Origin of the sequence: Streptomyces sp. NPDC002602 (assembly GCF_042889445.1) — a bacterium.
Lineage (GTDB): Bacteria > Actinomycetota > Actinomycetes > Streptomycetales > Streptomycetaceae > Streptomyces.
Genome location: NZ_JBIAQX010000010.1, coordinates 130,542 through 151,181 on the forward strand (window position 1 = coordinate 130,542; position 20,640 = coordinate 151,181).

The following is a 20,640-nucleotide window of genomic DNA, read 5'->3' on the forward strand; positions in this document are numbered from 1 at the left end:
GAAGCCGCCGTGAACGGACCGGCCGACGAACACCTGCTGCGCATCGTCAGGGGCAACCCCTCCCCGGAGGAACTGGCCGCCCTGACCGCGATCCTGCTCGCCCGCGCCGCGGGCGCGGGCGTCGAACCCGACGACGTGGCCCGCCGTCAGCAGGTCGTCGCCCTCTGGCGGCGCCCGGACCGGGTCGCCGGCTTCGACGGGCCGCGCACCTGGCGCTCACCGGCGCGGCCCGCGCCACGCGCCGCCTGAGGCTCCGGGGCGCACGCGACACCGCTCGCGACGGGACAGCACGAAGGGGCCGGGGATTTCTCCCCGGCCCCTTCGTGCTGTCGACCTGTCGCCGTGTTCCGGCTCAGGCCGCCCGGGCCGACGGCGAGGACCGGGGGCGGTGGTCCCGCAGGACCGTGCGCAGCCCCGGCTCGACGCCGGCGAGGCGTTCCGCCGCCTCCGGCGCGTACAGCAGGGTGTCCGGTACCGCCCGCATCACGATGCGGTGGTCCCCGTCGCCCAGGATCGCCACCGCGGCCACATGGCCGTCACACAGCGGGAGATTGCCGACCACCCACCCCTCGGGCCGGTCCGGCGCCCGCTGTTCGCCCAGGTAGTCGAGGTGGGTGCCGCGGGCCAGCCCGGTGCCGATCCCCTTGAGGTAGGCCTCCTTGCGGGTCCACAACCGCCCGAAGGCCGCCGTGCGGCGGTCCTCGGGCAACCGTTCCAGCTCCTCGCGTTCCACCGGGTGCAGCGCCGGCAGACAGGCCTCCGCGGTCCCGGCCGAGGGAATGCGCTGGACATCGGCCCCCACCCGGGTCTCCGCCACCGCCACCAGGGCCAGGCCGTGGCTGTGCGAGAGGGAGAACTGGGGGGCGCCCGGCACGCCGAGCACCCGGGGCCGGCCGTTGCGGCCGCCCGACCCGTCGTACCGTTCGCCGGCGATGGCGAGATTGCGGGGCGCGATGCCGGTGTACACGGCCAGGACCCGGCGCAGACCCACGTGCGCGGCCGCGTACATGCGCTGGTCGTCGGAGCGGCGGTACGCCTCCGCGCGCCGCAGCTCCCGGTCGTCCAGGTCGCCCATGGGCACGTCACGGGGCGACTCGGGGGGTGGCAGCAGCCACACGTCCAACTGCCCGTCGCCGAGGGGCAGTACGTTCGCCACCGCCATCAGCGCTGGTTCCCGGAAAGGGTCTCCGCGCGGGTTTCGGTGTGGCTCTCGGAACGGGTCTCGGGTCGGTTCTCGGCGTGGGTCTTGGCGTGGTTGAGGGTGGCGAGGCTGTTGGTGGAGAGGGCGGTGTGGACGTAGGCGCGGGCGTCGGCGACGGTGGCGTCGGGTCCCAGGATGCGGGTGATGTTGTCGGTGTTGAGGGTGACGGTGTGCTGGGAGCTCGCGGTGACGCCGTGGTCGGTGTCGCGGAAGGTCCAGTAGCCGGTGTGGAGGGTCATGAGGGCGGGGAGGGTGACCTGTTGGTAGGCGATCTTGTGGTGGGGGAAGGTGACGCGGTGGGACTTGGTGGTGTGGACGGAGCCGTCCTTGGCGCGGGTGTCCATTTCGAGGGTCTGGACGCCGGGGGTGTCCTCGGTGAGGCGGACGGTGGCGACGTGGGGCAGGCGTTCGGACCACAGGTGGGCTTCGTTGACGAAGTCGTAGGCGTCCTTGGCGGAGCCGTCGATGGTGACGGTGTCCTCGAAGGAGAAGGTGACGTCCTCGGCGCCGTGGGCGAACTCCACGTTCCGCTTCAACGCCGCCAACTCGGCCTCGGCCTCCCGGCCCACCCGCTCGCCGATGAGGTCCAGCACGGCCGGGTCCTCGCCCTCGGCCCGGAACTCGTGGAACAGCCGGACCCGCGAGGAGTTCTCGTCGAGCGGCTCGACGAGCCACGCGCCGCCCATCGAGGCCACGGGCGCCTCGGTGGCCAGCAGTTCGAAATTGACCCGCAGGTCGGCGTCCTGGACGATGCGGCGCAGCCGCCAGGTGCGCACCGCCCCGCCGGCGCCCGCGGTGTCCCAGACGCGCAGCCGCTGCTCGCCCTCCGGGGCCTCCTCGTGGGAGACGTGGACGGTGGCGGGGAAGGTGCTGGGCCAGTTGTCGACGTCGGCGATCAACCGGTGGACCGTGGCCGCCGGGGCCGCCACGGTGATCTCGTGCGCCGTCTGGCGCACGCCCGCTTGCTTCATGTTCGGACTCCTCGTCCTTGAAGGGCGCGGGGAGTTGCGGGAGCCGGGTTCGCCGCATGTGGCCGTGGGGATGCACTGACGGGGGAACACGACGTCCCGCTTCGCCCGCGAGGTGCAAATCTGTGGGTGATGTCCGCGGACGGGACGGGTGGGGGAGCGGGGCGTACCCCGGGGGAGCGCAGAAGTGCCGCTGCCGGGCGGGGGTCCCGGCAGCGGCACTTCTGTCAGTGGGCCACCGCGTCGCTGTGACGGCGGCGGCCTGGTTCGGGGCCCGCGTGCCCGGGTCCGTACGCGGTCCCGGCGGGGGCTCCGGCCGCCGCACAGCCGGCCGGAACCCCCACCGGGACGCGGATCACTCGCCGGCGGCGCGGGTGTGCACGACGCGGTAGGTGTTCTCGTCCTGCCAGGTCTGCAGGGCGCTCACCCGGGCGTCGACCTTGCGGCGCTCGGGGGTGCGGTCGGCCTCGGCCTGGGCACGGAAGGCGTCGTACGCCTCCTTGCCGTCCCACTGCGAGTACGAGACGACGAACTTGCCCTCGATGCCGCGGGCGCGCAGGCCGCGCAGCACGGTGTGGCTGCGGTAGCCGGGCACGTCGAGCAGGTACTCCTGCGAGGCGCCGAGCGCGTCGACGAGGTCCTCCTGCTCCTCCTCGGCGACGCCGAAGAGCTCGATCGCGGTGTAGTCGTCGCGCTGCGGGGAGATCTCGACGCCGTCGAGCTCCGGCTTCGCCTGGACGAAGGCGATCTCGTTCTGGAGCAGCCGGATCGAGGTGGTGATCTCGCCGAAGAGCGGCAGCGTACGGTGCTTGAACTCCTCGCCCGAGTAACGCACTTCGAGGTCCTCGGTGCTGCGCCACTGAATGAAGTTGGCGGTGCCCGGCTTGTCCTCGCCGGCGTGTACGGTGCTGGAGATCCAGCCGTCGTAGGCCGCGGAGTCCACGATCTCCCGCATGGCGGCGAGCAGCTTGACCTGCTTCTCGGGAGCGTCGGTCGAGAACAGGTTGAGAACAGTCAGGTGCTGACCGTCGGCTGCAATCTTCGGCATTCTCTTCTCTTCCATTCGAGGAAAATGATGTACGAACGGCCATCACTGCCGGCCGGTGTTCCCAGTGCATCCTGCTCAATGAAAGGGCAGCGGGGAAAGCCTTGTTGCGTCAGAATTCGGATCCGCTCTGTCAAGCTCCGGAAAGCCTTTCAAGGACTTCTCACGACTTTGTCAGAGGTCTGAAAAACGGCGTGGTTCCCCAAGGGGCGGGCGCCATGCTCGCCCCATGCATCCAGGACAGGCAACCGCCGACACACGTACTCTGCTGGACCGCTACCTCATCGGTCTCGACGACGACGAACTGGACGACGCCTGGGCGGCGCGCCTGTTCACGCGTGACGCCCGGGTCGAGTTCCCCATGAGCGGTCACAAGGGCCTCGAAGGCCTCGCCGCCTACCACCGGGACGCCCTGGCGGCCTTCGCCGCGACCCAGCACCTGGGATCGCCCGCGGTCGTGAACCTCGTCGACGAGGGCCGGGCCGTGCTGCGCGCCAACCTCGTCTCCACGCACGTCCACCACCCCGGGACCCCGGGCCGGCCGCTGTTCACCGTCGGCACCCTGGCGACGGGCGAGGCCGAACTGACCGACGAGGGCTGGAAGCTGTCCGCGCTCACCTTCCGCGTCCTGTGGACCGAGGGGAATCCGCCCGTGGTCGAGGGGAACCCGCCCGCGGCCGAGGGGAATCCGCCCGTGACCGAGGAGTCCCGATGACGACCCTGGCGGCCGGGCTCAAGGAGTCCACCCTGGCGATGATGCTGCTCGACATCGGCGTGGTCCTGCTCGCCGGCGCGGCACTCGGCCGCCTCGCGCAGCGGCTGCGCCAGCCCGCCGTGGTCGGTGAGATCGCCGCGGGCATCCTGCTCGGCCCGAGCATCCTGGGCCTGCTGCCCGGGCACCTGACCGAGCGTCTCTTTCCGGCCGAGGTGCGCCCGCTGCTGTCGGCAGTCTCCCAGGTCGGCCTGATCCTCTTCATGTTCGTGGTCGGCTGGGAGTTCGAGAAGCGCCTGATCAAACCGCACGCCAAGCTCGCGGCCGGCGTCTCGATGTCGTCCATCGCCGTGGCCTTCGGACTGGGTGTCGCGCTCGCGCCGTTCCTCTACCCCGAGCACATGGTCGTGGCGGGCAAGGAGATCTCCTTCATCGCCTTCGCCACCTTCCTCGGCACGGCCATGTCGGTCACCGCCTTCCCGGTGCTGGCCCGCATCCTCACCGAGAACCGGCTGATGGAGACCAAGGTCGGCTCGCTGTCCCTGGCCAGCGCCGCCATCGACGACCTGCTCGCCTGGTGCCTGCTCGCGTACGTGTCGGCCCTGGTCGCCTCGGACGGCGACTACTCGAACCTCGCCCGGATCGGCGCGCTCAGCGTCGGCTTCGTCGCCCTGATGTTCCTGGTCGTCAAGCCGCTCGTGGCACGCCTGGTGTGGCGCTGGGCCGCCGCCGAACGCTGGCCCGCGCTGCTGTCCGTGCTGTGCGCGGGCGCGCTCGCCTCGGCGTTCCTGAGCAGTTGGATCGGCATCCACGCGATCTTCGGGGCGTTCCTGTTCGGCTTCGTGATGCCGCGCGAACCCTCCCGGGTCCTGGCGGAGCACCTGCGCAAGCCCATGGACCACGTCAGCGTCGTGCTGCTCCCGGTGTTCTTCATCGTCACCGGTCTCGGGGTGGACCTCGGCGCGCTGACCGGATCGGACTACGTCGCGCTCGCGCTGATCATCCTGGTGGCCTGCGCCGGCAAGCTCGTGGGCGCCATCCTCCCGGCCCGGCTGGCGGGCTTCTCCTGGCGGGAGTCCAGGGACCTGGGCCTGCTCATGAACACCAGGGGCCTGACCGAACTGATCATCCTGAACGCCGCCGTCAGCCTCGGTGTCCTCGACGGACGCATGTTCACCATGCTGGTGATCATGGCGCTGGTGACGACGGCCATGGCGGGCCCCCTGCTGTCGCGCCGCCGTCCCGCGCCCGCCGCCGAACCGCTCGCCGACGCAGCGCCGTCGGACGCGGACGAGGTGCGGTCGCCGACCGTTCCCGCGCCTGCCGCGGACTTCATCGCACCCCGTACCTGAGAGCCGAAGGCCGAAGCCGAGAGAGAGGCATGTCGTGATTCCCGTTCAGTCAGCAACCACCGAGAACCGGGCTCCCATCGACGGACGCGCGCTGCGCGACGTGTGCGGGCACTTCGCCACCGGTGTCACGGTCATCACCTCGGGCGGCGGCCAGGACGCCGCCGGGACCACGGTGAACTCCTTCACCTCGGTCTCGCTGGATCCGCCGCTGGTGCTCATATGCCTGCACCAGAACTCCCGGCTGCTGCCGGTGGTCCGGGAGAGCGGCGGCTTCGTGGTCAACTTCCTCACCCGGCAGCAGCAGTCCATAGCCTGGGCGTTCGCCGGGCGGCAGTCCGCCCGCTTCGAGGACGTGCCGCACCACCGCTCGGAGGCCGGACTGCCGGTGCTCAGCGAGGCGCTGGCCTTCCTGGACTGCCGACTCATCGCCGAGTACGACGGCGGCGACCACGCCATCCTGCTCGGCGAGGTCGTCGAACTCGACGCACCCGGCGCCGAGGAGGACCCGCTGATCTTCTTCCAGGGGAACATGCGCGAGCTGGACCGCGAACCCGCGGACCTGCCCGCGCGCTGAACCCCCGGCCGTGCGCCCCGCCTCGATCAGCGGGCGCTCCCGTCCGCCGCGTCGAACTCCTGCCGCGCGCGCTCCACTCGGGGCAGGTTGTCGGCCGACCAGTCCGCGAGGTGGGAGAAGAGCGGCGCCAGGCTGCGTCCGAGCTCGCTGATCTCGTACTCCACCCTCGGCGGTACCTCGGGGTGGTAGGTGCGCACCACGAGCCCGTCGCGCTCCAACTGCCGCAGACGCTGCGTCAGCACCTTCGGCGTGATCGTGCCGATGTTGCGGTGCAGTTGCACGAAACGCTGGACCCCGAACTCGTTCAGCGTCCACAGGATCGGCGTCGTCCACCGGCTGAAGACGATGTCGAGCACCGGGGCGATGGGGCAGGCCTGTTCCGACGTCACCCGGGCGGCGTGCGCCGCCGCTTCGCCCGACAGGGCGGTGCTGCTGTTCATGCGAACCCTCCAGGAAGTCACTTTCCTCTAGGTACCTACTTTACTGGGGATGCTAGCTTCCCGAAAGCCACCAGAGAGCGCCGGTGTTGCAGGCCGACGCCCCTCCCGCAGTCCCCGTTTTCCGTCCCCGTTCTCATCCCGCTTCGAGGAGTGGCATGTCGATCCAAGAGTCCCTGCGAACCCCCACAACCCCGGACACCGGGCCCGCCCGGCACCCCGGCCTCATCCTGGCGTTCCTCTGCCTGGCCGGCTTCATGACCTTCCTCGACGTGTCGATCGTGAACGTCGCGCTGCCGACCATCGAGGACGAACTCGGCATCTCCCAGACGGCACTTCAGTACGTCGTCACCACCTACGGCATGGTCCTCGGCGGCTTCCTGCTGCTGACCGGCCGCCTCGCCGACACCCTCGGCCGCCGTCGGATGCTCCAGACCGGCCTGCTCCTGTTCGCCGCCTCCTCGCTGCTCGCGGGCCTGGCCCAGAACTCCTCCATGCTGATCGGCGCCCGCGGCGCCCAGGGCCTGGGCGCGGCCTTCATCGCCACCGCCGCCCTCAGCCTGCTGACCAACAACTTCGAGGAAGGCCCGGCGCGCAACAAGGCGCTCGGCGCCTGGGGCGCCCTCAGCGGCGTCGCCGCCGTCGCCGGCGTCACCCTCGGCGGTCTGCTCACCGACGGCCCCGGCTGGCGCTGGATCTTCTTCCTCAACGTGCCCATCGGCATCATCGGCGCCCTGATCGCCCCGCTCGTCGTCGGCGAGAGCCGCGCCGCCGAGCGCACCCGCGGCTTCGACTTCGCGGGCGCCGTCGTCCTCACCGCCGGTCTGATCCTGCTCATCTTCACCCTCGGCCAGACCATCGACGACTCCGACGTCCCGGCCGCCCGCATCTACGGAGGCTTCGCACTGGCCGCCGTCCTGCTGATCGCGTTCCTCTTCATCGAACGCCGCGCCAAGGCCCCGCTGATGCCGCTCGGCATCTTCCGCCGCCCCTCGCTGCGCGCCGCCAACGTCATCGCGATCCTGCTGCTGGGCACCTGCGTCAGCCTGTTCTTCTTCGCCAGCCTCTTCATGCAGCAGGTGCTGGAGTGGTCCGCCATCCGGACCGGTCTCGCCTACGTGCCCCTCGCGCTGACCACCGCGGTCGGCGCGGGCATCGCCTCCCAGGTCGTCACCAAGGTCGCCGCCAAGCCCGTCCTGATGGTCGGTCTGACGCTGGTCAGCGGCGGCATGCTGCTCCTGTGGAACGCCCCCTCCGACGCCGCCTACCTCACCGAGCTGCTCCCCGCGTTCATCATCTGCGGCCTGGGTCTGGGCGCCTCCTTCGTCCCGCTCCAGATCTCCGCCTTCGCCGGCTCCGAGGAGCAGGAGGCGGGCCTGGCCGCCGGCCTCATCAACACCGCGCAGGAGATCGGCGGAGCCCTCGGCCTCGCCGTCGCCGCCACCTTCGCCTTCCGCCGGATCCCCGAGCTGACCGCCAAGGCGCACGGGGTCCCGGACCTGGTCCGCGAGGCCCGCACCACCGTCTTCCACGACGCCTTCCTCATCAGCGCCGGATTCGCCGCGCTCGCCTTCCTGGTGACCCTGGTGCTGCTGCCCCTGACCAAGGCCGAGGACCAGCCGGCCGGCACGCCGGTCCACTGAGAACGGAACCCCTCCATGGCACCCACACGCACACCGGCACTGCGGCTCTCCGCGGAGGCCGAGGCCTTCCTCGCCGAGAACCACCTGTGCACCTTCACCACGCTGCGGCCCGACGGCAGCCCCCACACCGCGCCGGTGCGCTTCACCTGGGACGGTGACGCGGGCCTCGCCAGGGTCATGACCACGGCGACCCGGCGCAAGGCCAGGAACCTGCTGGCCAATCCGGGCGGCCGGGTGTCGGTCTGCCAGATGGCCGGCTGGCAGTGGCTCACCCTGGAGGGGACGGCCACCGTCTCCACCGACCCCTCCCGGGTCGCGGAGGGAGTACGCCGCTACACCAGGCGATACCGGTCGGCGCCGCCGCAACCGCCGGGCCTGGCCGTCGTCGAGATCCGGGTCGACCGGGTGCTCGGCGGCTGAGAGGACACCGCGGACAGCGGTACGCGTGACGAGGGTGCCGGAAGCAGTGCTTCCGGCACCCTCGCGCGTCCGCCCGCACCCCCTCTCACCTCCCCGGAGCGGTCCCCTGACACTGCTGCCGGGGATCTGACGAACTTTTCAGAGCCCTGTATCGGAGACCGTTCAGCTTCCCGCGGCCCCTCGGAATACTGAAGAAAACGCCAGCGGGAGAGGGAAGATGGAAAGCTTGAACGCCGATGTCATCGTTGCCGGAGCGGGCCCTGCGGGACTCATGCTCGCAGGAGAACTGCGCCTTTCCGGTCTCTCCGTGATCGTCCTCGACCGCCTCACCGAACCGATGCGCCAATCCCGCGCACTCGGATTCTCGGCCCGCACCATCGAGGAATTCGGACAGCGCGGTCTCCTCGCGGAATTCGGGGAACTCGACACCATTCCGGGAGGCCACTTCGGCGGCCTTCCCATCGACTACCGCATCATCGAAGGCGGGAACTTCGGCGTCCGCGGAGTGCCCCAGTCCCGCACCGAGGCGATCCTCCACGACTGGGCCGTGAGCCTGGGCGCCGAGATCCGCCGAGGCCACGAGGTCGTCGGCCTCACCGACGGCGAGGACGCCGTCGAGGTCGAGATCGCCGGCCCCGAGGGCGTCGAGCGCCTGCGCGCCGCCTACCTGGTGGGCTGCGACGGCGCCCGCAGCATCGTCCGCCGCCTCTCCGGCATCGACTTCCCCGGCACCAGCGCCACCATCGAGATGAAGATGGCCGACGTGACCGGCGTCCCGCTGCGGATCCGCCCCACCGGCGAGGTCGGCGAGCAGGGCATGGTCGTGGTCCTCCCGCTCGGCCCGCACGCCACCCGCGTCGTCGTCTTCGAGCGCGGCGCCGGCGTCCGCCCCACCCAGGAGCCCCCCACCTTCCAGGAGGTGGCCGAATCCTTCCAGCGGGTGACCGGCGAGGACATCAGCGGCGCCACCCCGCTGTGGACCAGCTACTTCACCGACGCGAGCCGGCACGCCGCCGAGTACCGCAAGGGCCGCGTCTTCCTCGCCGGCGACGCCGCCCACATCCACCTGCCCATCGGTGCGCAGGGCATCAGCGCCGCCGTCGGCGACGTGGTCAACCTCGGCTGGAAGCTCGCCGCGGCCGTCAAGGGCACCGCCCCCGAGGGGCTGCTCGACACCTACCACACCGAGCGCCACCCGGTCGGCGCCCGCATCGTCGCCAACACCCTGGTCCAGCGCACCCTCTACCTCGGCGGCCCCGAGGCCGACCCGCTGCGCGAGCTCTTCGCCGAGCTGGTCCGCATCGAGGAGGTCCGCACCCACCTCGTCGGACTGGTCACCGGCCTCGACACCACCTACGGCGCCGCCCCCGGCGACCACCCGCTGCTCGGCCGCCGCCTGCCCGACCAGGAGCTCCTGGTCGACGACGCGAAGACCAGCACGTACGAACTGCTCCACAAGGGCCGCCCGGTCCTGCTCGACCTGCACGACAACGCCGAACTGCGCGCCGCCGCCGCCGGTTGGACGGACCGCGTGGACGTGGTGACCGCCACCCGCAACGACGCCGACGCCCCGGCCGCGAGCCTGCTGGTGCGCCCCGACGGCTACGTCGCCTGGGTCGCCGCCGACGGCTCCGCCGAGGGCCTGGCCCAGGCCTTGACCGACTGGTTCGGCGCGCCGCGCCACACCGCCTGACCCGATGACCGGCCGGCGTCCACGCAAGCGCCGAGTGAAATCGACAAAGAGGAGTACGGTCTTGCCCACCAAGGCTGAGGCAACGAAAGAGGCCCCCCAGGCCGAAGAGTGGAACGAGTGCGACGTCCTGATCCTGGGATCGGGTCTCGCGGGCTCGATCACCGGCGCGATCCTGGCCCGCCAGGGCGCCAACGTCGTCCTCATAGACGCCGGCCAGCACCCGCGCTTCGCCGTCGGCGAGTCGCAGAACCCGCAGCTCGTCGAGTGGCTGCACATCCTCGCCGCGCGCTACGACGTCCCCGAGATCAAGCACATGCTCGACGTCAAGGCGATCACCGAGCACATGGGCCCGCACCACGGCCGCAAGCAGAGCTTCGGCTTCGTCTCGCACGACAAGAACCGCGAGCCGAACCCGGCCGAGGCCACGATGTTCGTGATCCCCAAGATGCTGACGGAGGCCGTTCACCTCTACCGGCAGGACACCGACTCGTACTACCTGACCGTGGCGGCCAAGTACGGCTGCACGATCCGGCAGAACTGGCGCGCCACCGACCTCGACTTCGACGAGGACGGCGTCACCGTCACGGGCCACACCGGTGAGGTGTTCCGCGCGAAGTTCCTCATCGACGCGAGCGGGTTCCGCTCCCCGCTCGCCGAGAAGTTCGCCCTGCGCGACAACCCGCCCCGCCACAAGCACCACTCGCGGTCGCTCTTCACGCACTACGTCGGCATCAAGCCGTACGACGACGTGTGCAACTACCCGGAGGCGCTGCGCCCGCCCGCCGAATCGCCCTTCCACGGTGGCACGCTCCACCACCTGATCGAGCGCGGCTGGTTCTGGATCATCCCGTTCGACAACTACAAGGACTCCAAGAACCCCCTCTGCAGCGTCGGCCTGACCTTCGACGAGCGGCTGTACCCCAAGCCGAAGGACATGACCCCCGACGAGGAGTTCAACCACTACCTCGACATGTACCCGGCGGTGAAGCGCCAGTTCGACGGGGCCAAGCGGGTCCGCGAGTGGGTCTCCACCGACCGGATCCAGTACTCCTCCAAGCAGACCATCGGCCACCGCTGGTGCCTGATGTCGCACGCCGCGGGCTTCATCGACCCGCTGTACTCGCGCGGCCTGTCCAACACCTTCGAGGTCGTCGACGCCCTCGCCTACCGGGTGCTGGACGCGCTGCGCGAGGACGACTTCTCGGTGGAGCGCTTCGAGTACGTGGAGCGCCTGGAGCAGGGCCTGCTGGAGTACAACGACAAGATCGTCAACGCCTCCTACATCGCGTTCAACCACTTCCGCCTCTGGAACGCCGTCTTCCGCGTGTGGGCCTGCTTCACCACCCCGGCCACGATGCGCCAGATCATGGCGCGCCAGAACTTCACCCTGGACGGCGACGACCGCCACTTCAGGGAGATGGAGAAGGCCCCCTACACGGGCCTGTGGTGGCCGGACAGTCACGCCTTCAAGCAGCTCTTCGACATCACCGCCGAGACCTGCGAACGGTTCGAGGCCGGCGAGATCGACGGGGACAAGGCGGCGGACATCGTCTTCCAGGCGATCCGCGACTGCGAGTCGGTCAACACGCCGTTCGGTTGGAAGGACCCGGAGGACCACCGGTTCTTCCGGGCGACCACCCCCACGATGATGAAGTTCATGTGGTGGGCGAGCACCTCCGGCCCCAAGGAGATGCGCGACCTCGGACGCTCCATGCTCAAGGGCGTCGTCCGGCAGGGCGTGCGCGGCCGCAAGGTCTCCTGAGCCCCGGCCCCTCCCGGCCCCTCCCGGCTCCACCGGCCCCGCCGTCCCCCTCCGGGCGGCCGGGCCGGTGGCCCGGAGGCCGCTCCGGCCCCCTCATCGATTCCTCACACCGCCTCGTCACACCGCCTCGTCACACCGCCTTGTCACACCCCCGTCGCCTCGACCCATGGGACAACCCGTGATCACTCGTAGAGCACTCATCGGCGCCGGCACGGCCGCGGTCGGCCTGACCGTCCTGCCCGCCGCGAACCTCACCGCCGCGGCCGAGGCCGGCCGCGCCCCCTGGAACCAGCTCGCGCGCAACCTCCAGGGCCGGCTGGTCCTGCCCACCGACGCCGCGTACGGCGTGGCCAAGCAGCTCGAACTCGCCCAGTTCGACGCCGCCAACCCCAAGGCCGTCGCCTACTGCGTCAGCTCCGCCGACGTCTCCGTCGCGCTGCGCTTCGCCCAGGACAACTGCCTGCCCGCCGCCGTCCGCAGCGGCGGCCACAGCTTCGGGGGCTACTCGACCACCCCCGGCCTGATCATCGACGTGTCCGGGCTGAACACGGTCGCCGTCGCCGCCGGCAACGGCTCGGTGAACGTGGGACCCGGCGCCAAGAACGTCGACATCCTCAATGCCCTGGCCCCGCACGGCCTCGTCGTCAGCGAGGGCGGCTGTCCGACCGTCGCGGCCGGCGGTTTCCTCCAGGGCGGCGGCTACGGGTTCCTGACCCGCCCGATGGGCATGGCCTGCGACGCCGTCACCTCGGCCGAGGTGGTCCTGGCCGACGGCCGGGTGGTCACCGCCTCGCCGACCCGCAACAGCGACCTGTTCTGGGCGATCCGCGGCGGTGGCGGCGGGAACTTCGGCGTGGTCACCCGCTTCACGGTCACCCCGCACGTCGGCGACCAGATGGCCATCACCAACCTGATCTTCCCGTACGACCGCGCCGCGGACGTCCTGGACGCCGCCACGACGTGGCTGGTGGATGCGCCCCGCACCATCGGCGGCGGCGGATACGTCGTCCAGCCGGACGCGGCACCCGGCTCCGTCCCCAACGTCAACATCATGCTGGCCTCCCGGGGCACCCCGGCCGAGCGGGACGCCGAGGCGGCCCGGCTGATCGCCCTGACGGGCGCCCCGTTGGCCCGCCAGGACGCCGTCATGACGTACCAGCAGCTCATGATGATGATCTTCGGCTGCGGGACGCTCAGCCAGGACCAGTGCCAACGCGCGGGCAAGTCCCCGTCCGGCGTGCTGACCCGACCCGAGTTCGGTCTGGAGCGCACCCGCCTGGCCGGCCGCCCGCTGGGACACACCGGTTGGACGGACGTGATGACGGCCTTCGACGCCGAGCGCCGGGCCGGCCAGGCCCGCTACCTCGACCTGCACTTCTTCGGGGGCGCGGCCAACGACCCGGGGCGCACGGACACGGCGTACGTCCACCGGGACTCGCTGTTCTCGGTCAACTACCGGGCCCTGATCAACGATCCGCAGCAGAACACCGCCGACGCGCGGGCGGCCGCCACCCACTGGATCGACAACGGCTTCCGGACGATCGACCCGCTGTCCAACGGGGAGACGTACCAGAACTGGATGGACCCGGCCCTCACGGACTGGAAGCGGTCCTACTACGGCGAGAACTACGCCCGCCTGGCCAGGATCAAGACCAAGTACGACCCCGCGCGGTTCTTCTCCTTCGCGCAGGGCATCGGGTCCGCCGGCTGATCCGGACCCGGGACACGGGAAGGGGTCGCCGTCCCGGGACGGCGACCCCGGATCCCGGGCGGCCGTCAGGGACGGCGGCCGTACCAGCCGACGAGCCTGTCGATCGCGGGAGCATCCTCGTGCACCTCCACCACCGGACCGAACGGAACCTGGCCGCCACGCGGCTCGGCCGGCACGGCGCGGTGCATGTTCGCCAGCGGAGCGGCGAGCATCTCCGGGTCCCACGCCGGGTTCTGGCCCGTGGCCTTGGCGAGGTCCCAGACGTGCAGGACGAACTCGTTGGTGTAGATCACCGAGGCGACCACACCGGGCACCGGGCCCCAGGGCAGACCGATCTGACGACCCAGCACGGCCGGGTCGGACCAGACCGCGTCGAACTCCTTGACGGAGACCGCCCAGGCCTCGGCCCAGTCACCGTCGGCGATGTCCTCCGCGAAGTGCGGAACGCTCATGAAGGAACCGCCCGCACCGAGCACGGCGACCCGGCGCAGCACCGACACCAGGTGGTTGGCCATGTCCCGGACCGAGTAGTCCGGACAGGGCGTGACCTCGTCGTACTGGTCCGGGCGGATGCCGGCGAGGACCTCGTGGGCCAGTGCGACGACCTTGAAGAGGCCGCCGCGGGGGTCGGTGGACGGACGGGTGGCGGGGGCGCCGGAAACATTCACAGTCTCTGTCATGACTCCATCTTCCCCACCAAACAGGTCATCTCATGGCCTATTAAAAAGAACGTGGGCAAAATGAAGGCTGATCGTCTGGTCGCCACGCTGCTCTTCCTCCAGGCGCGCGGACGCGTCACGGTCAAGGAGGTCGCGGGCGAACTCGAAGTGTCCGAACGCACCGCCCGCCGCGACCTGGAGGCGCTGACCCTGGCGGGCGTGCCCGTCTACTCACAGCGCGGACGCGGCGGCGGCTGGAGCCTGGTGGGCGGTTCCCGTACCGACCTCACCGGCTTCACCCAGCGCGAGATCGGGGCACTGTTCCTCGCCGCCGGCCCGCTCTCGGCCTCACCCGAACTCCGCGCCGCCCTGCGCAAACTGGTCCAGGCGCTGCCCGCCCCCATGCGCCCGCACGCCGAGGCCGCGTCCAAGGCACTCGTCGTGGACGGCCTCGACTGGTCCCGGGCCGCCGTGCGCACCGCCGGCGGGCCGCACCACGACGCCCTGGAACAGGCGGTCCTGGACCGGGTGCGGATCACCCTCGGGTACGCGGACCCCGACACCCCGCCCGGGCGGTGGACCGTCGACCCGCTCGGCCTGGTCTGCAAGGCCGGCCAATGGCACCTGGTCGCCGCCACCGAGGACGGCCTGCGGTCCTTCCGGCACACCGGGGTCACCTCCGTCACCGCCACCGGCGAACCCGCCCGCCGCCCCGAGGACTTCGACCTGGCCACGGCATGGCAGGCGCTGACCGACGGCGTCGAACGGAGCCTGCGCACCGCCACGGTGCGCGCGGCGGTGCACACCGACGTGCTGCCCGCCCTGCGCGAGCTGTTCGGAGACCGGCTGCGCGGGCCGCGGCCGCGCGCCGACGGCCGCCACGACATCGAGGCCGACGGGCCGTCACTCGACGTGCTCACGGCCCGACTCGCCGGCTTCGGCGCCCGCGTCGAAGTACTCGGCCCACCCGAGGCGCGTGCCCACCTGGCGCGCCTCGGCCGCGAACTCGCCTCCGTACACGGGCAGTCCGCACCGGGGCCGGTCGTCCCGTCCGGGGACAGTACCTCCCGGAGGGATAGTCACTTTCCCCTAGGTACTTACTATGTCGAGGATGTTAGCGTCCCCGGTATCACGGCGAAGGACACCGTCCGGCCACCGCGGCGCCGCCCCCGACAGCGGCTTTCTCCCACCATGACCCTTGATGAAGGAGCATTCTCATGATCGTTGTCACCGGAGCCACCGGAAACGTCGGCCGCCCGCTGATCGCCGCCCTCACCGCGGCCGGCGCCGATGTCACCGCCGTCTCCCGCAACCCGCTGCCCGCCGAACTCGCCCAGGACGTACGCCACGTACAGGCCGACCTCGGTCGGGCGGAGAGCCTGCGCGAGACCCTGAAGGACGCCGACGCCCTGTTCATCCTGCTCGCCGGCGAACTGCTCGGCGGCGGCGAGAGCGCCGAGACCCTGCTGACCGTGGCCAGGGAATCCGGCGTCCGCAAGGTCGTCCTGCTCTCCTCGCAGATCACCGCCACCCGTCCGGACGCGCAGTCCCACAACCGGCTGCGCGAGTTCGAGGACGCCGTTCGCGGTTCCGGCCTGGAGTGGACCGTCCTGCGCGCCGGCGGTTTCGCCTCCAACGCCTACGCCTGGGTCGAGTCGGTCCGCGCGGACCGGACCGTTCTCGCGCCGTTCGCCGACGTCGCGCTCCCGGTCGTCGACCCGGCGGACATCGCGGCCGTCGCCGCCGTCGCCCTGCGCGAGGAGGGCCACGCCGGCCAGACCTACGAGCTGACCGGCCCGGCCGCGGTCACCCCGCGCGAGCAGGCCGCCGCGCTCGCCGAAGTCCTCGGCGAGGAGATCACCTTCATCGAGCTCAGCCGCGAGGCCGCCTACGCCCACATGTCGCAGTTCATGCCGGAGGGCGTCGTCCAGGGCACCCTCGACATCCTGGGACAGCCCCTCCCGGCCGAGCAGCGCGTCAGCCCCGACGTGGAGAAGGTCCTCGGCCGCCCGGCCTCCCCCTTCTCCGCCTGGGCCGAGCGCAGCCTGCCGGCCTTCAAGTAGGCCTGCCGGCCGACCGAACCCGCGGGCCTCCCCGCCGCCCGCCCGTCCCCCGCACGGGACGGCGGGGAGGCCCGCGTCCCCGTTTGGTCCGGGGCCCGTGCCGCCCGAAGTACGGGGCCCGCGTTGCGACGTACAGGCCCCGTGTGACGCGGCGGGCACCCTTTCAGACGAACGAAAACGGGTTCGCGAGTCACCGGTCTCCCGCTCACTCGTTCCCCTCACGTGATCCGTACTGGTGAAGGGACGCGAAGCCTGTGAGCAAACGTCAAAAGGGCCGAAGGCACCGCACCGTGAACATGACGCCCCGGCCGGTCGGACCGGCCCGGGGCCGTTCGGTGCGCGTGCCGGCCGCCATGTCCGTACCCGCCCCGGGGCCCGACCCCGTGTGGCCCGCGCAGAGCGACCCCGTGTCGTCCGCGGAGACCCACCCCGTGTCGTCCTCCGGGGCCGACCCCGTGGCCGCCGCGGCGGATCCGAGTGGGCCGGAGCCGCACCACGACCTGTTCCACACCTCCGTCCGCAACGGCGGCCTCGGCCTGCCCGCGGCGCGCACCTGGGACGGACTGAGGGCCACCGCACCGGCCGGGGCCACCCTGGAAGAGCTTTCCGCCGCCGTCGGGTTCACCCCGCCGACGATCGCCAAGCACCTCAAGGCGCTGGCCGCCTTCCGGCTGGCGGAACAGCGCGGCCCCCGCTGGCACCCGACCGACACGCACCCCGCACCGTCGGGAACGGCCGCCGCCCCCTGACGTCGCACACGAAGGTGCCCCGCCCCGGCCCGACACGGACCGGAGCGGGGCCCCTTCACGTCCGGCCCGGGGCATCGGGTCGGTCGCGGGCGGGTGGACGACGCCGGCCGACATGGCCGATCATGGCCCGATGCCGCTCCGTACGCACGAGGTCGATCTGTTCGAGAACTCCAGGGGCCGCCTGGAGGCCATCGCGTACCGACTGCTCGGGTCGGCCGGAGACGCGGAGGACGCGGTACAGGACGTGTTCCTGCGGTGGCACGCGGCGGACCGGGAACGGATCGAGACGCCCGAGGCGTGGCTGACGAAGGCACTCACCAACCTCTGCCTCAACCAGCTCACCTCCGCGCGGGCCAGGCGGGAAACCTACGTCGGACAGTGGCTCCCGGAACCCGTCCTGGCCGGTGACCGGATGCTCGGCCCGGCCGACACCGCCGAGCAGCGCGAGTCGGTCTCCGTCGCCATGCTCACCCTGATGGAGCGGCTCACGCCCAACGAGCGCGCGGTGTACGTGCTGCGCGAGGCGTTCGGGTACGCGCACCGGGAGATCGCGGAGATCCTCGACCTCACCGAGTCCAACTGCCAGCAGATCCACCGGCGTGCCAGACAACACCTCGCCACGCACCGGGCCCGCACCGAGGTCGACGCGGCCGCCGCGCGGAAGGTCGTCGAGGAGTTCCTCGCCGCGGCCCTCAGCGGCGACACCGACCCGCTGATCCGGCTGCTCACCGACGACGCGGTCAGCGTCGCCGACGGCGGCGCGAACGTCCAGGCCCGCAGGACCCCCGTCATCGGCGCGCTCCGCATCGCGCGCTACCTGCGCTCCCTCTTCCGACCGACCCCCGCCAAGCGGGCCCGGGTCGGCGGCAGCGCCGCCCTGCACGCCGCCGTCGTCAACGGCGCTCCCGCCGTGCTGATCGCGTCCGGCGAGCAGATCCTCGGCGTGATCTGCCTCGGGGCGACTCCCGAGGGCGTCGGGGCGATCCACATCCAGGTCAACCCCGACAAGCTGGACCGCATCACCCGCCGGTGGGCGGCCACCGGCCCGCACCACCCCCTCGCCGAGGTGTGGTGACCCACGTCACGTTCGATACCTGTCAGGGATCGCGTGGCTGTCCGGTTCAGGAGGTGAGTCCCACCGGATAGGAGCGAACCATGAAGCACCGCATTGTCGTCCTGGGAGCCGGGTACGCCGGAGCCGTCACCGCCGGTCGCCTCGCCAGGCGCCTGCACCGCGACGACGTCGAGATCACCCTGGTCAACGGCGACGCCGAGTTCGTCGAGCGCGTACGACTGCACCAGCTCGCCACCGGCCAGGACCTGCGGCCCCGCCCGCTGCGCGCGGTCTTCGCGGGCACCGGCGTGCGGCTGCGCACGGCATGGGTCGCCTCGGTCGACGCGGACCGCAAGACCGTCGCCCTCACCGGCGAGCAGGGCCCCGAGACCCTCGGCTACGACACTCTCGTGTACGCCCTGGGGAGCACCACCACCGACCACGGCGTCCCCGGCGTCGCCGAGCACGCCCACAACGTCGCCGGGAAGCAGGACGCGCTGCGGCTGCGGGCGCGTCTGGCGGAACTGGAGCCCGGCGCGACCGTGCTGGTCGTGGGCGGCGGCCTGACCGGTATCGAGGCGGCCACCGAGATCGCCGAGGCGCGCCCGGACCTCGAGGTCTCCATCGCCGCCCGCGCCGGTGTCGGCGACTGGCTCGGCGACAAGGCCCGACGCCACCTGCACCTCGTCCTGGACCGGCTCGGCATCGCCGTCCACGCGGGAGCCGACGTCACGCGCGTCGAGGCGGACGCCGTGGTCACCGCCGAGGCCGGACGGATTCCCGCCCGGGTGACCGTGTGGACCGCGGGCTTCGCCGTCCACCCGATCGCCGCCGCCACCACCCTGACCGTCTCCGACACCGGGCAGATCGTCGTCGACGGCACGATGCGCTCGCTCTCGCACCCCGACGTGTACGCCGTCGGCGACGCCGCACGCGCCGAAGGGGCGGGCGGCAAACCGCTGCGGATGGCCTGCGCCACGGCCGGCCCGATGGCGTGGCAGGCAGCCGACGCCCTCGCCGCGCGCCTGACCGGGCGCCAGGTACCGGAGACCACGATCGGCTACGCCGCCCAGTGCGTCAGCCTCGGACGCCGCGACGGGATCCTCCAGCGCGTGACCCACGAGGACGAGGTCACCTCCACCGTCATCGCCGGCCGCGGCGGCGCTCGCATCAAGGAGCTGATCTGCTCGGCCGCCGCCTGGAGCGTCTCGCACCCGACCATGCTGATGCCGAGCCGCCGCCGTCGCCTCGCGGCGACCCGCGAGGCGGAGACCCGACTCGTCACCACGTGACGCGCCCGTCGCGTCCGTCGCGTCCGACCCCCCGCTCGGACCGCCCCATCGGGTCCCCCCGCGCTTCGGTGTGCTCCGCAGCGCCCCTCCCGGCCCGCGCGCTCAGGCCGGGGAGGCGCCGCGGCGGGGGCGCCGGTCCCGAGCCCACGTCGGCGTCCAGGTCTCGTCGGGGGAGCGGCCCGGCCGGGTGGACCGGAGGTGGTCGCGGAGCATCGCGAGCGCGGGATGCGGGTTGTCGCCGAGCCACACCAGCGAGTGCGGGTAGACCGGTGTCGGGTCGCGCACCTCGATGCGCCGCAGGTCGTGGTGGGCGGGCCCCACGAGCGGGTCCTCCTCGCCGACGAAGGTCGCCAGGGTCGAGGAGCCGGCGATCGCTTCCAGGAGTGCGTCGGAGCCGAAGTTGGGGCCGATCGTGTCGATGGTGAGCCCGAACTCGGCCGACAGCTCGTCGTAGTAGGCGGCCCATTCGGTGCCGGGCACGATGCCCGGCATCCAGATCTTGTGCCGGGCGAGTTCACCGGGCGTGACCGCGCCGACCCCCGCGAGTGCGTGGGCCGGCCCGGTGAGGAGTTGTAGCCGGTCGTCGAGGACACGGGCGGTCTCGATGCCCTCGGGTAGCTCCCGGGTCGCCATCGTGAGGGCCCGGAAGGTGGCGTCGATGGCGCCCGACCGGACGGCGGCGATGGCCGACTCGGCGTCGAGGACGTTGGTCACGACGTCGAGTTCGCACTCCGGATGCGCGCTGTGGAACGCGCGCAGCAGACGTGCGGGAGCGATCCGCCGGTTGATCACGTCGACGCGCAGGGCACGCCGGCCCGGGCGTACGGAATCCGCCGCCCGCTCCTCGGCGCGCAGGAGAGCGCGGGCGTGGGGCAGGAAGGCCTGCCCGTCGACGGTCAGCCGGGTCCCCTGCGGGGTGCGGATGAACAGCCGCACCCCGAGATCCCTCTCCAGGGCGGTGACGCGCTTGGAGACGGCCTGCTGGGTGATCGAGAGGTCGTCGGCGGCCTGCTGGAAGCGGCCCGCCTCCGCAATGGCCACGAAGGTGCGTACGGCATCGAGGTTCACGCCGACCCACCTTAGGCCGTCTCTTTCGGATCGTGCCTGACCCGCGCCGCCCGGCACCGCGCCTCGCCGCGTTGTCGAGGCACCCGAGGACGTCCGGTACTCGGGAGCCTCTCCGCCTCGCGATGCACGGCACCGGACGACGCGGGCCTGACCGGCAAGATCCGAAAGAGACGGCCCAGGCCCTGTCGTCGACGTCCTGCCTGTCCGACGGCCCGGGGTGGACCCGTATGCGAGCCG

20 protein-coding genes are annotated in these 20,640 nt (G+C 71.7%); 14 read left to right on the plus strand and 6 right to left on the minus strand.

Annotation, left to right across the window (positions count from 1 at the left end; genetic code table 11):
- The first annotated feature begins 9 nt into the window (after positions 1 to 9).
- Positions 10 to 249, plus strand: coding sequence for an acyl-CoA carboxylase epsilon subunit (locus ACFYW3_RS24860; protein ID WP_389387368.1), 240 nt, complete (start codon positions 10 to 12; stop codon positions 247 to 249).
- A gap of 103 nt (positions 250 to 352) precedes the next feature.
- On the opposite strand, the gene ACFYW3_RS24865 is transcribed toward ACFYW3_RS24860, so the two are convergent.
- The 3 genes from ACFYW3_RS24865 to ACFYW3_RS24875 all read right to left on the minus strand — a co-directional run bounded on the left by ACFYW3_RS24865 (position 353) and on the right by ACFYW3_RS24875 (position 3,217).
- A complete protein-coding gene (locus ACFYW3_RS24865) occupies positions 353 to 1,162 on the minus strand; it encodes a 4'-phosphopantetheinyl transferase superfamily protein (RefSeq protein ID WP_351763492.1) in 810 nt (269 codons plus the stop codon).
- A complete protein-coding gene (locus tag ACFYW3_RS24870; protein WP_389387369.1) occupies positions 1,162 to 2,172 on the minus strand; it encodes an aromatase/cyclase in 1,011 nt (336 codons plus the stop codon). Before ACFYW3_RS24870 ends, ACFYW3_RS24865 begins: the two co-directional genes overlap by 1 nt.
- 352 nt (positions 2,173 to 2,524) lie before the next feature.
- Positions 2,525 to 3,217, minus strand: a complete 693-nt coding sequence (locus ACFYW3_RS24875; RefSeq protein WP_267825784.1) for an antibiotic biosynthesis monooxygenase — start codon at positions 3,215 to 3,217, stop codon at positions 2,525 to 2,527.
- Between the two features lie 226 nt (positions 3,218 to 3,443).
- Here ACFYW3_RS24875 and ACFYW3_RS24880 point away from each other — a divergent pair, with 226 nt between their 5' ends.
- Genes ACFYW3_RS24880 through ACFYW3_RS24890 form a run of 3 tightly spaced genes read left to right on the plus strand, consistent with a single transcriptional unit; the run spans position 3,444 to position 5,852 of the window.
- Positions 3,444 to 3,929 carry a nuclear transport factor 2 family protein gene (locus ACFYW3_RS24880; RefSeq protein ID WP_389387370.1) on the plus strand — a complete coding sequence of 162 codons (486 nt, stop codon included), beginning with the start codon at positions 3,444 to 3,446 and terminating at the stop codon, positions 3,927 to 3,929.
- Positions 3,926 to 5,278 carry a cation:proton antiporter gene (locus ACFYW3_RS24885; protein WP_389387371.1) on the plus strand — a complete coding sequence of 451 codons (1,353 nt, stop codon included), beginning with the start codon at positions 3,926 to 3,928 and terminating at the stop codon, positions 5,276 to 5,278. The genes ACFYW3_RS24880 and ACFYW3_RS24885 overlap by 4 nt, the downstream gene beginning before the upstream one ends.
- Positions 5,279 to 5,312: 34 nt before the next feature.
- Positions 5,313 to 5,852 (plus strand): flavin reductase family protein, encoded by a 540-nt coding sequence (locus tag ACFYW3_RS24890; protein ID WP_351760998.1) that lies wholly within the window; start codon positions 5,313 to 5,315, stop codon positions 5,850 to 5,852.
- Positions 5,853 to 5,878: 26 nt separating this feature from the next.
- On the opposite strand, the gene ACFYW3_RS24895 is transcribed toward ACFYW3_RS24890, so the two are convergent.
- Entirely contained in the window at positions 5,879 to 6,292 is a 414-nt protein-coding gene (locus tag ACFYW3_RS24895) for a helix-turn-helix domain-containing protein (RefSeq protein ID WP_267803129.1), read from the minus strand.
- A 155-nt stretch (positions 6,293 to 6,447) separates the two neighbouring features.
- Between ACFYW3_RS24895 and ACFYW3_RS24900 the strand changes: the two genes are divergently transcribed.
- The 5 genes from ACFYW3_RS24900 (at position 6,448) to ACFYW3_RS24920 (ending at position 13,518) form a co-directional block, all read left to right on the plus strand.
- Positions 6,448 to 7,932 carry an MFS transporter gene (locus ACFYW3_RS24900; protein WP_389387372.1) on the plus strand — a complete coding sequence of 495 codons (1,485 nt, stop codon included), beginning with the start codon at positions 6,448 to 6,450 and terminating at the stop codon, positions 7,930 to 7,932.
- 15 nt (positions 7,933 to 7,947) lie between these two features.
- The gene (locus ACFYW3_RS24905; protein WP_351760991.1) at positions 7,948 to 8,352 is read left to right on the plus strand and encodes a PPOX class F420-dependent oxidoreductase; all 405 of its coding nucleotides are present in this window, start codon (positions 7,948 to 7,950) and stop codon (positions 8,350 to 8,352) included.
- A gap of 217 nt (positions 8,353 to 8,569) precedes the next feature.
- Positions 8,570 to 10,045: an FAD-dependent monooxygenase gene (locus tag ACFYW3_RS24910; protein WP_351760989.1), complete on the plus strand. Its 1,476-nt coding sequence runs from the start codon at positions 8,570 to 8,572 to the stop codon at positions 10,043 to 10,045.
- A gap of 61 nt (positions 10,046 to 10,106) precedes the next feature.
- Entirely contained in the window at positions 10,107 to 11,807 is a 1,701-nt protein-coding gene (locus ACFYW3_RS24915; RefSeq protein ID WP_351760986.1) for a tryptophan 7-halogenase, read from the plus strand.
- 178 nt (positions 11,808 to 11,985) lie between these two features.
- The gene (locus ACFYW3_RS24920; protein ID WP_389387373.1) at positions 11,986 to 13,518 is read left to right on the plus strand and encodes an FAD-binding oxidoreductase; all 1,533 of its coding nucleotides are present in this window, start codon (positions 11,986 to 11,988) and stop codon (positions 13,516 to 13,518) included.
- Positions 13,519 to 13,583: 65 nt separating this feature from the next.
- On the opposite strand, the gene ACFYW3_RS24925 is transcribed toward ACFYW3_RS24920, so the two are convergent.
- Positions 13,584 to 14,198, minus strand: coding sequence for a TIGR03086 family metal-binding protein (locus ACFYW3_RS24925; protein WP_389387374.1), 615 nt, complete (start codon positions 14,196 to 14,198; stop codon positions 13,584 to 13,586).
- A gap of 60 nt (positions 14,199 to 14,258) precedes the next feature.
- Here ACFYW3_RS24925 and ACFYW3_RS24930 point away from each other — a divergent pair, with 60 nt between their 5' ends.
- The 5 genes from ACFYW3_RS24930 (at position 14,259) to ACFYW3_RS24950 (ending at position 19,335) form a co-directional block, all read left to right on the plus strand.
- A complete protein-coding gene (locus ACFYW3_RS24930) occupies positions 14,259 to 15,398 on the plus strand; it encodes a WYL domain-containing protein (protein WP_351760979.1) in 1,140 nt (379 codons plus the stop codon).
- Positions 15,395 to 16,240, plus strand: coding sequence for an SDR family oxidoreductase (locus tag ACFYW3_RS24935; protein ID WP_389387375.1), 846 nt, complete (start codon positions 15,395 to 15,397; stop codon positions 16,238 to 16,240). Before ACFYW3_RS24930 ends, ACFYW3_RS24935 begins: the two co-directional genes overlap by 4 nt.
- A 290-nt stretch (positions 16,241 to 16,530) precedes the next feature.
- On the plus strand, positions 16,531 to 16,989 hold the full coding sequence (locus ACFYW3_RS24940) for a hypothetical protein (protein WP_351760973.1): 459 nt from the start codon (positions 16,531 to 16,533) through the stop codon (positions 16,987 to 16,989).
- Between the two features lie 130 nt (positions 16,990 to 17,119).
- Positions 17,120 to 18,064, plus strand: coding sequence for an RNA polymerase sigma-70 factor (locus tag ACFYW3_RS24945; protein ID WP_389387376.1), 945 nt, complete (start codon positions 17,120 to 17,122; stop codon positions 18,062 to 18,064).
- A gap of 80 nt (positions 18,065 to 18,144) precedes the next feature.
- Positions 18,145 to 19,335: an NAD(P)/FAD-dependent oxidoreductase gene (locus tag ACFYW3_RS24950; protein WP_389387377.1), complete on the plus strand. Its 1,191-nt coding sequence runs from the start codon at positions 18,145 to 18,147 to the stop codon at positions 19,333 to 19,335.
- 102 nt (positions 19,336 to 19,437) lie between these two features.
- On the opposite strand, the gene ACFYW3_RS24955 is transcribed toward ACFYW3_RS24950, so the two are convergent.
- Entirely contained in the window at positions 19,438 to 20,403 is a 966-nt protein-coding gene (locus ACFYW3_RS24955) for a LysR family transcriptional regulator (RefSeq protein WP_351760964.1), read from the minus strand.
- Positions 20,404 to 20,640: the final 237 nt, after the last annotated feature.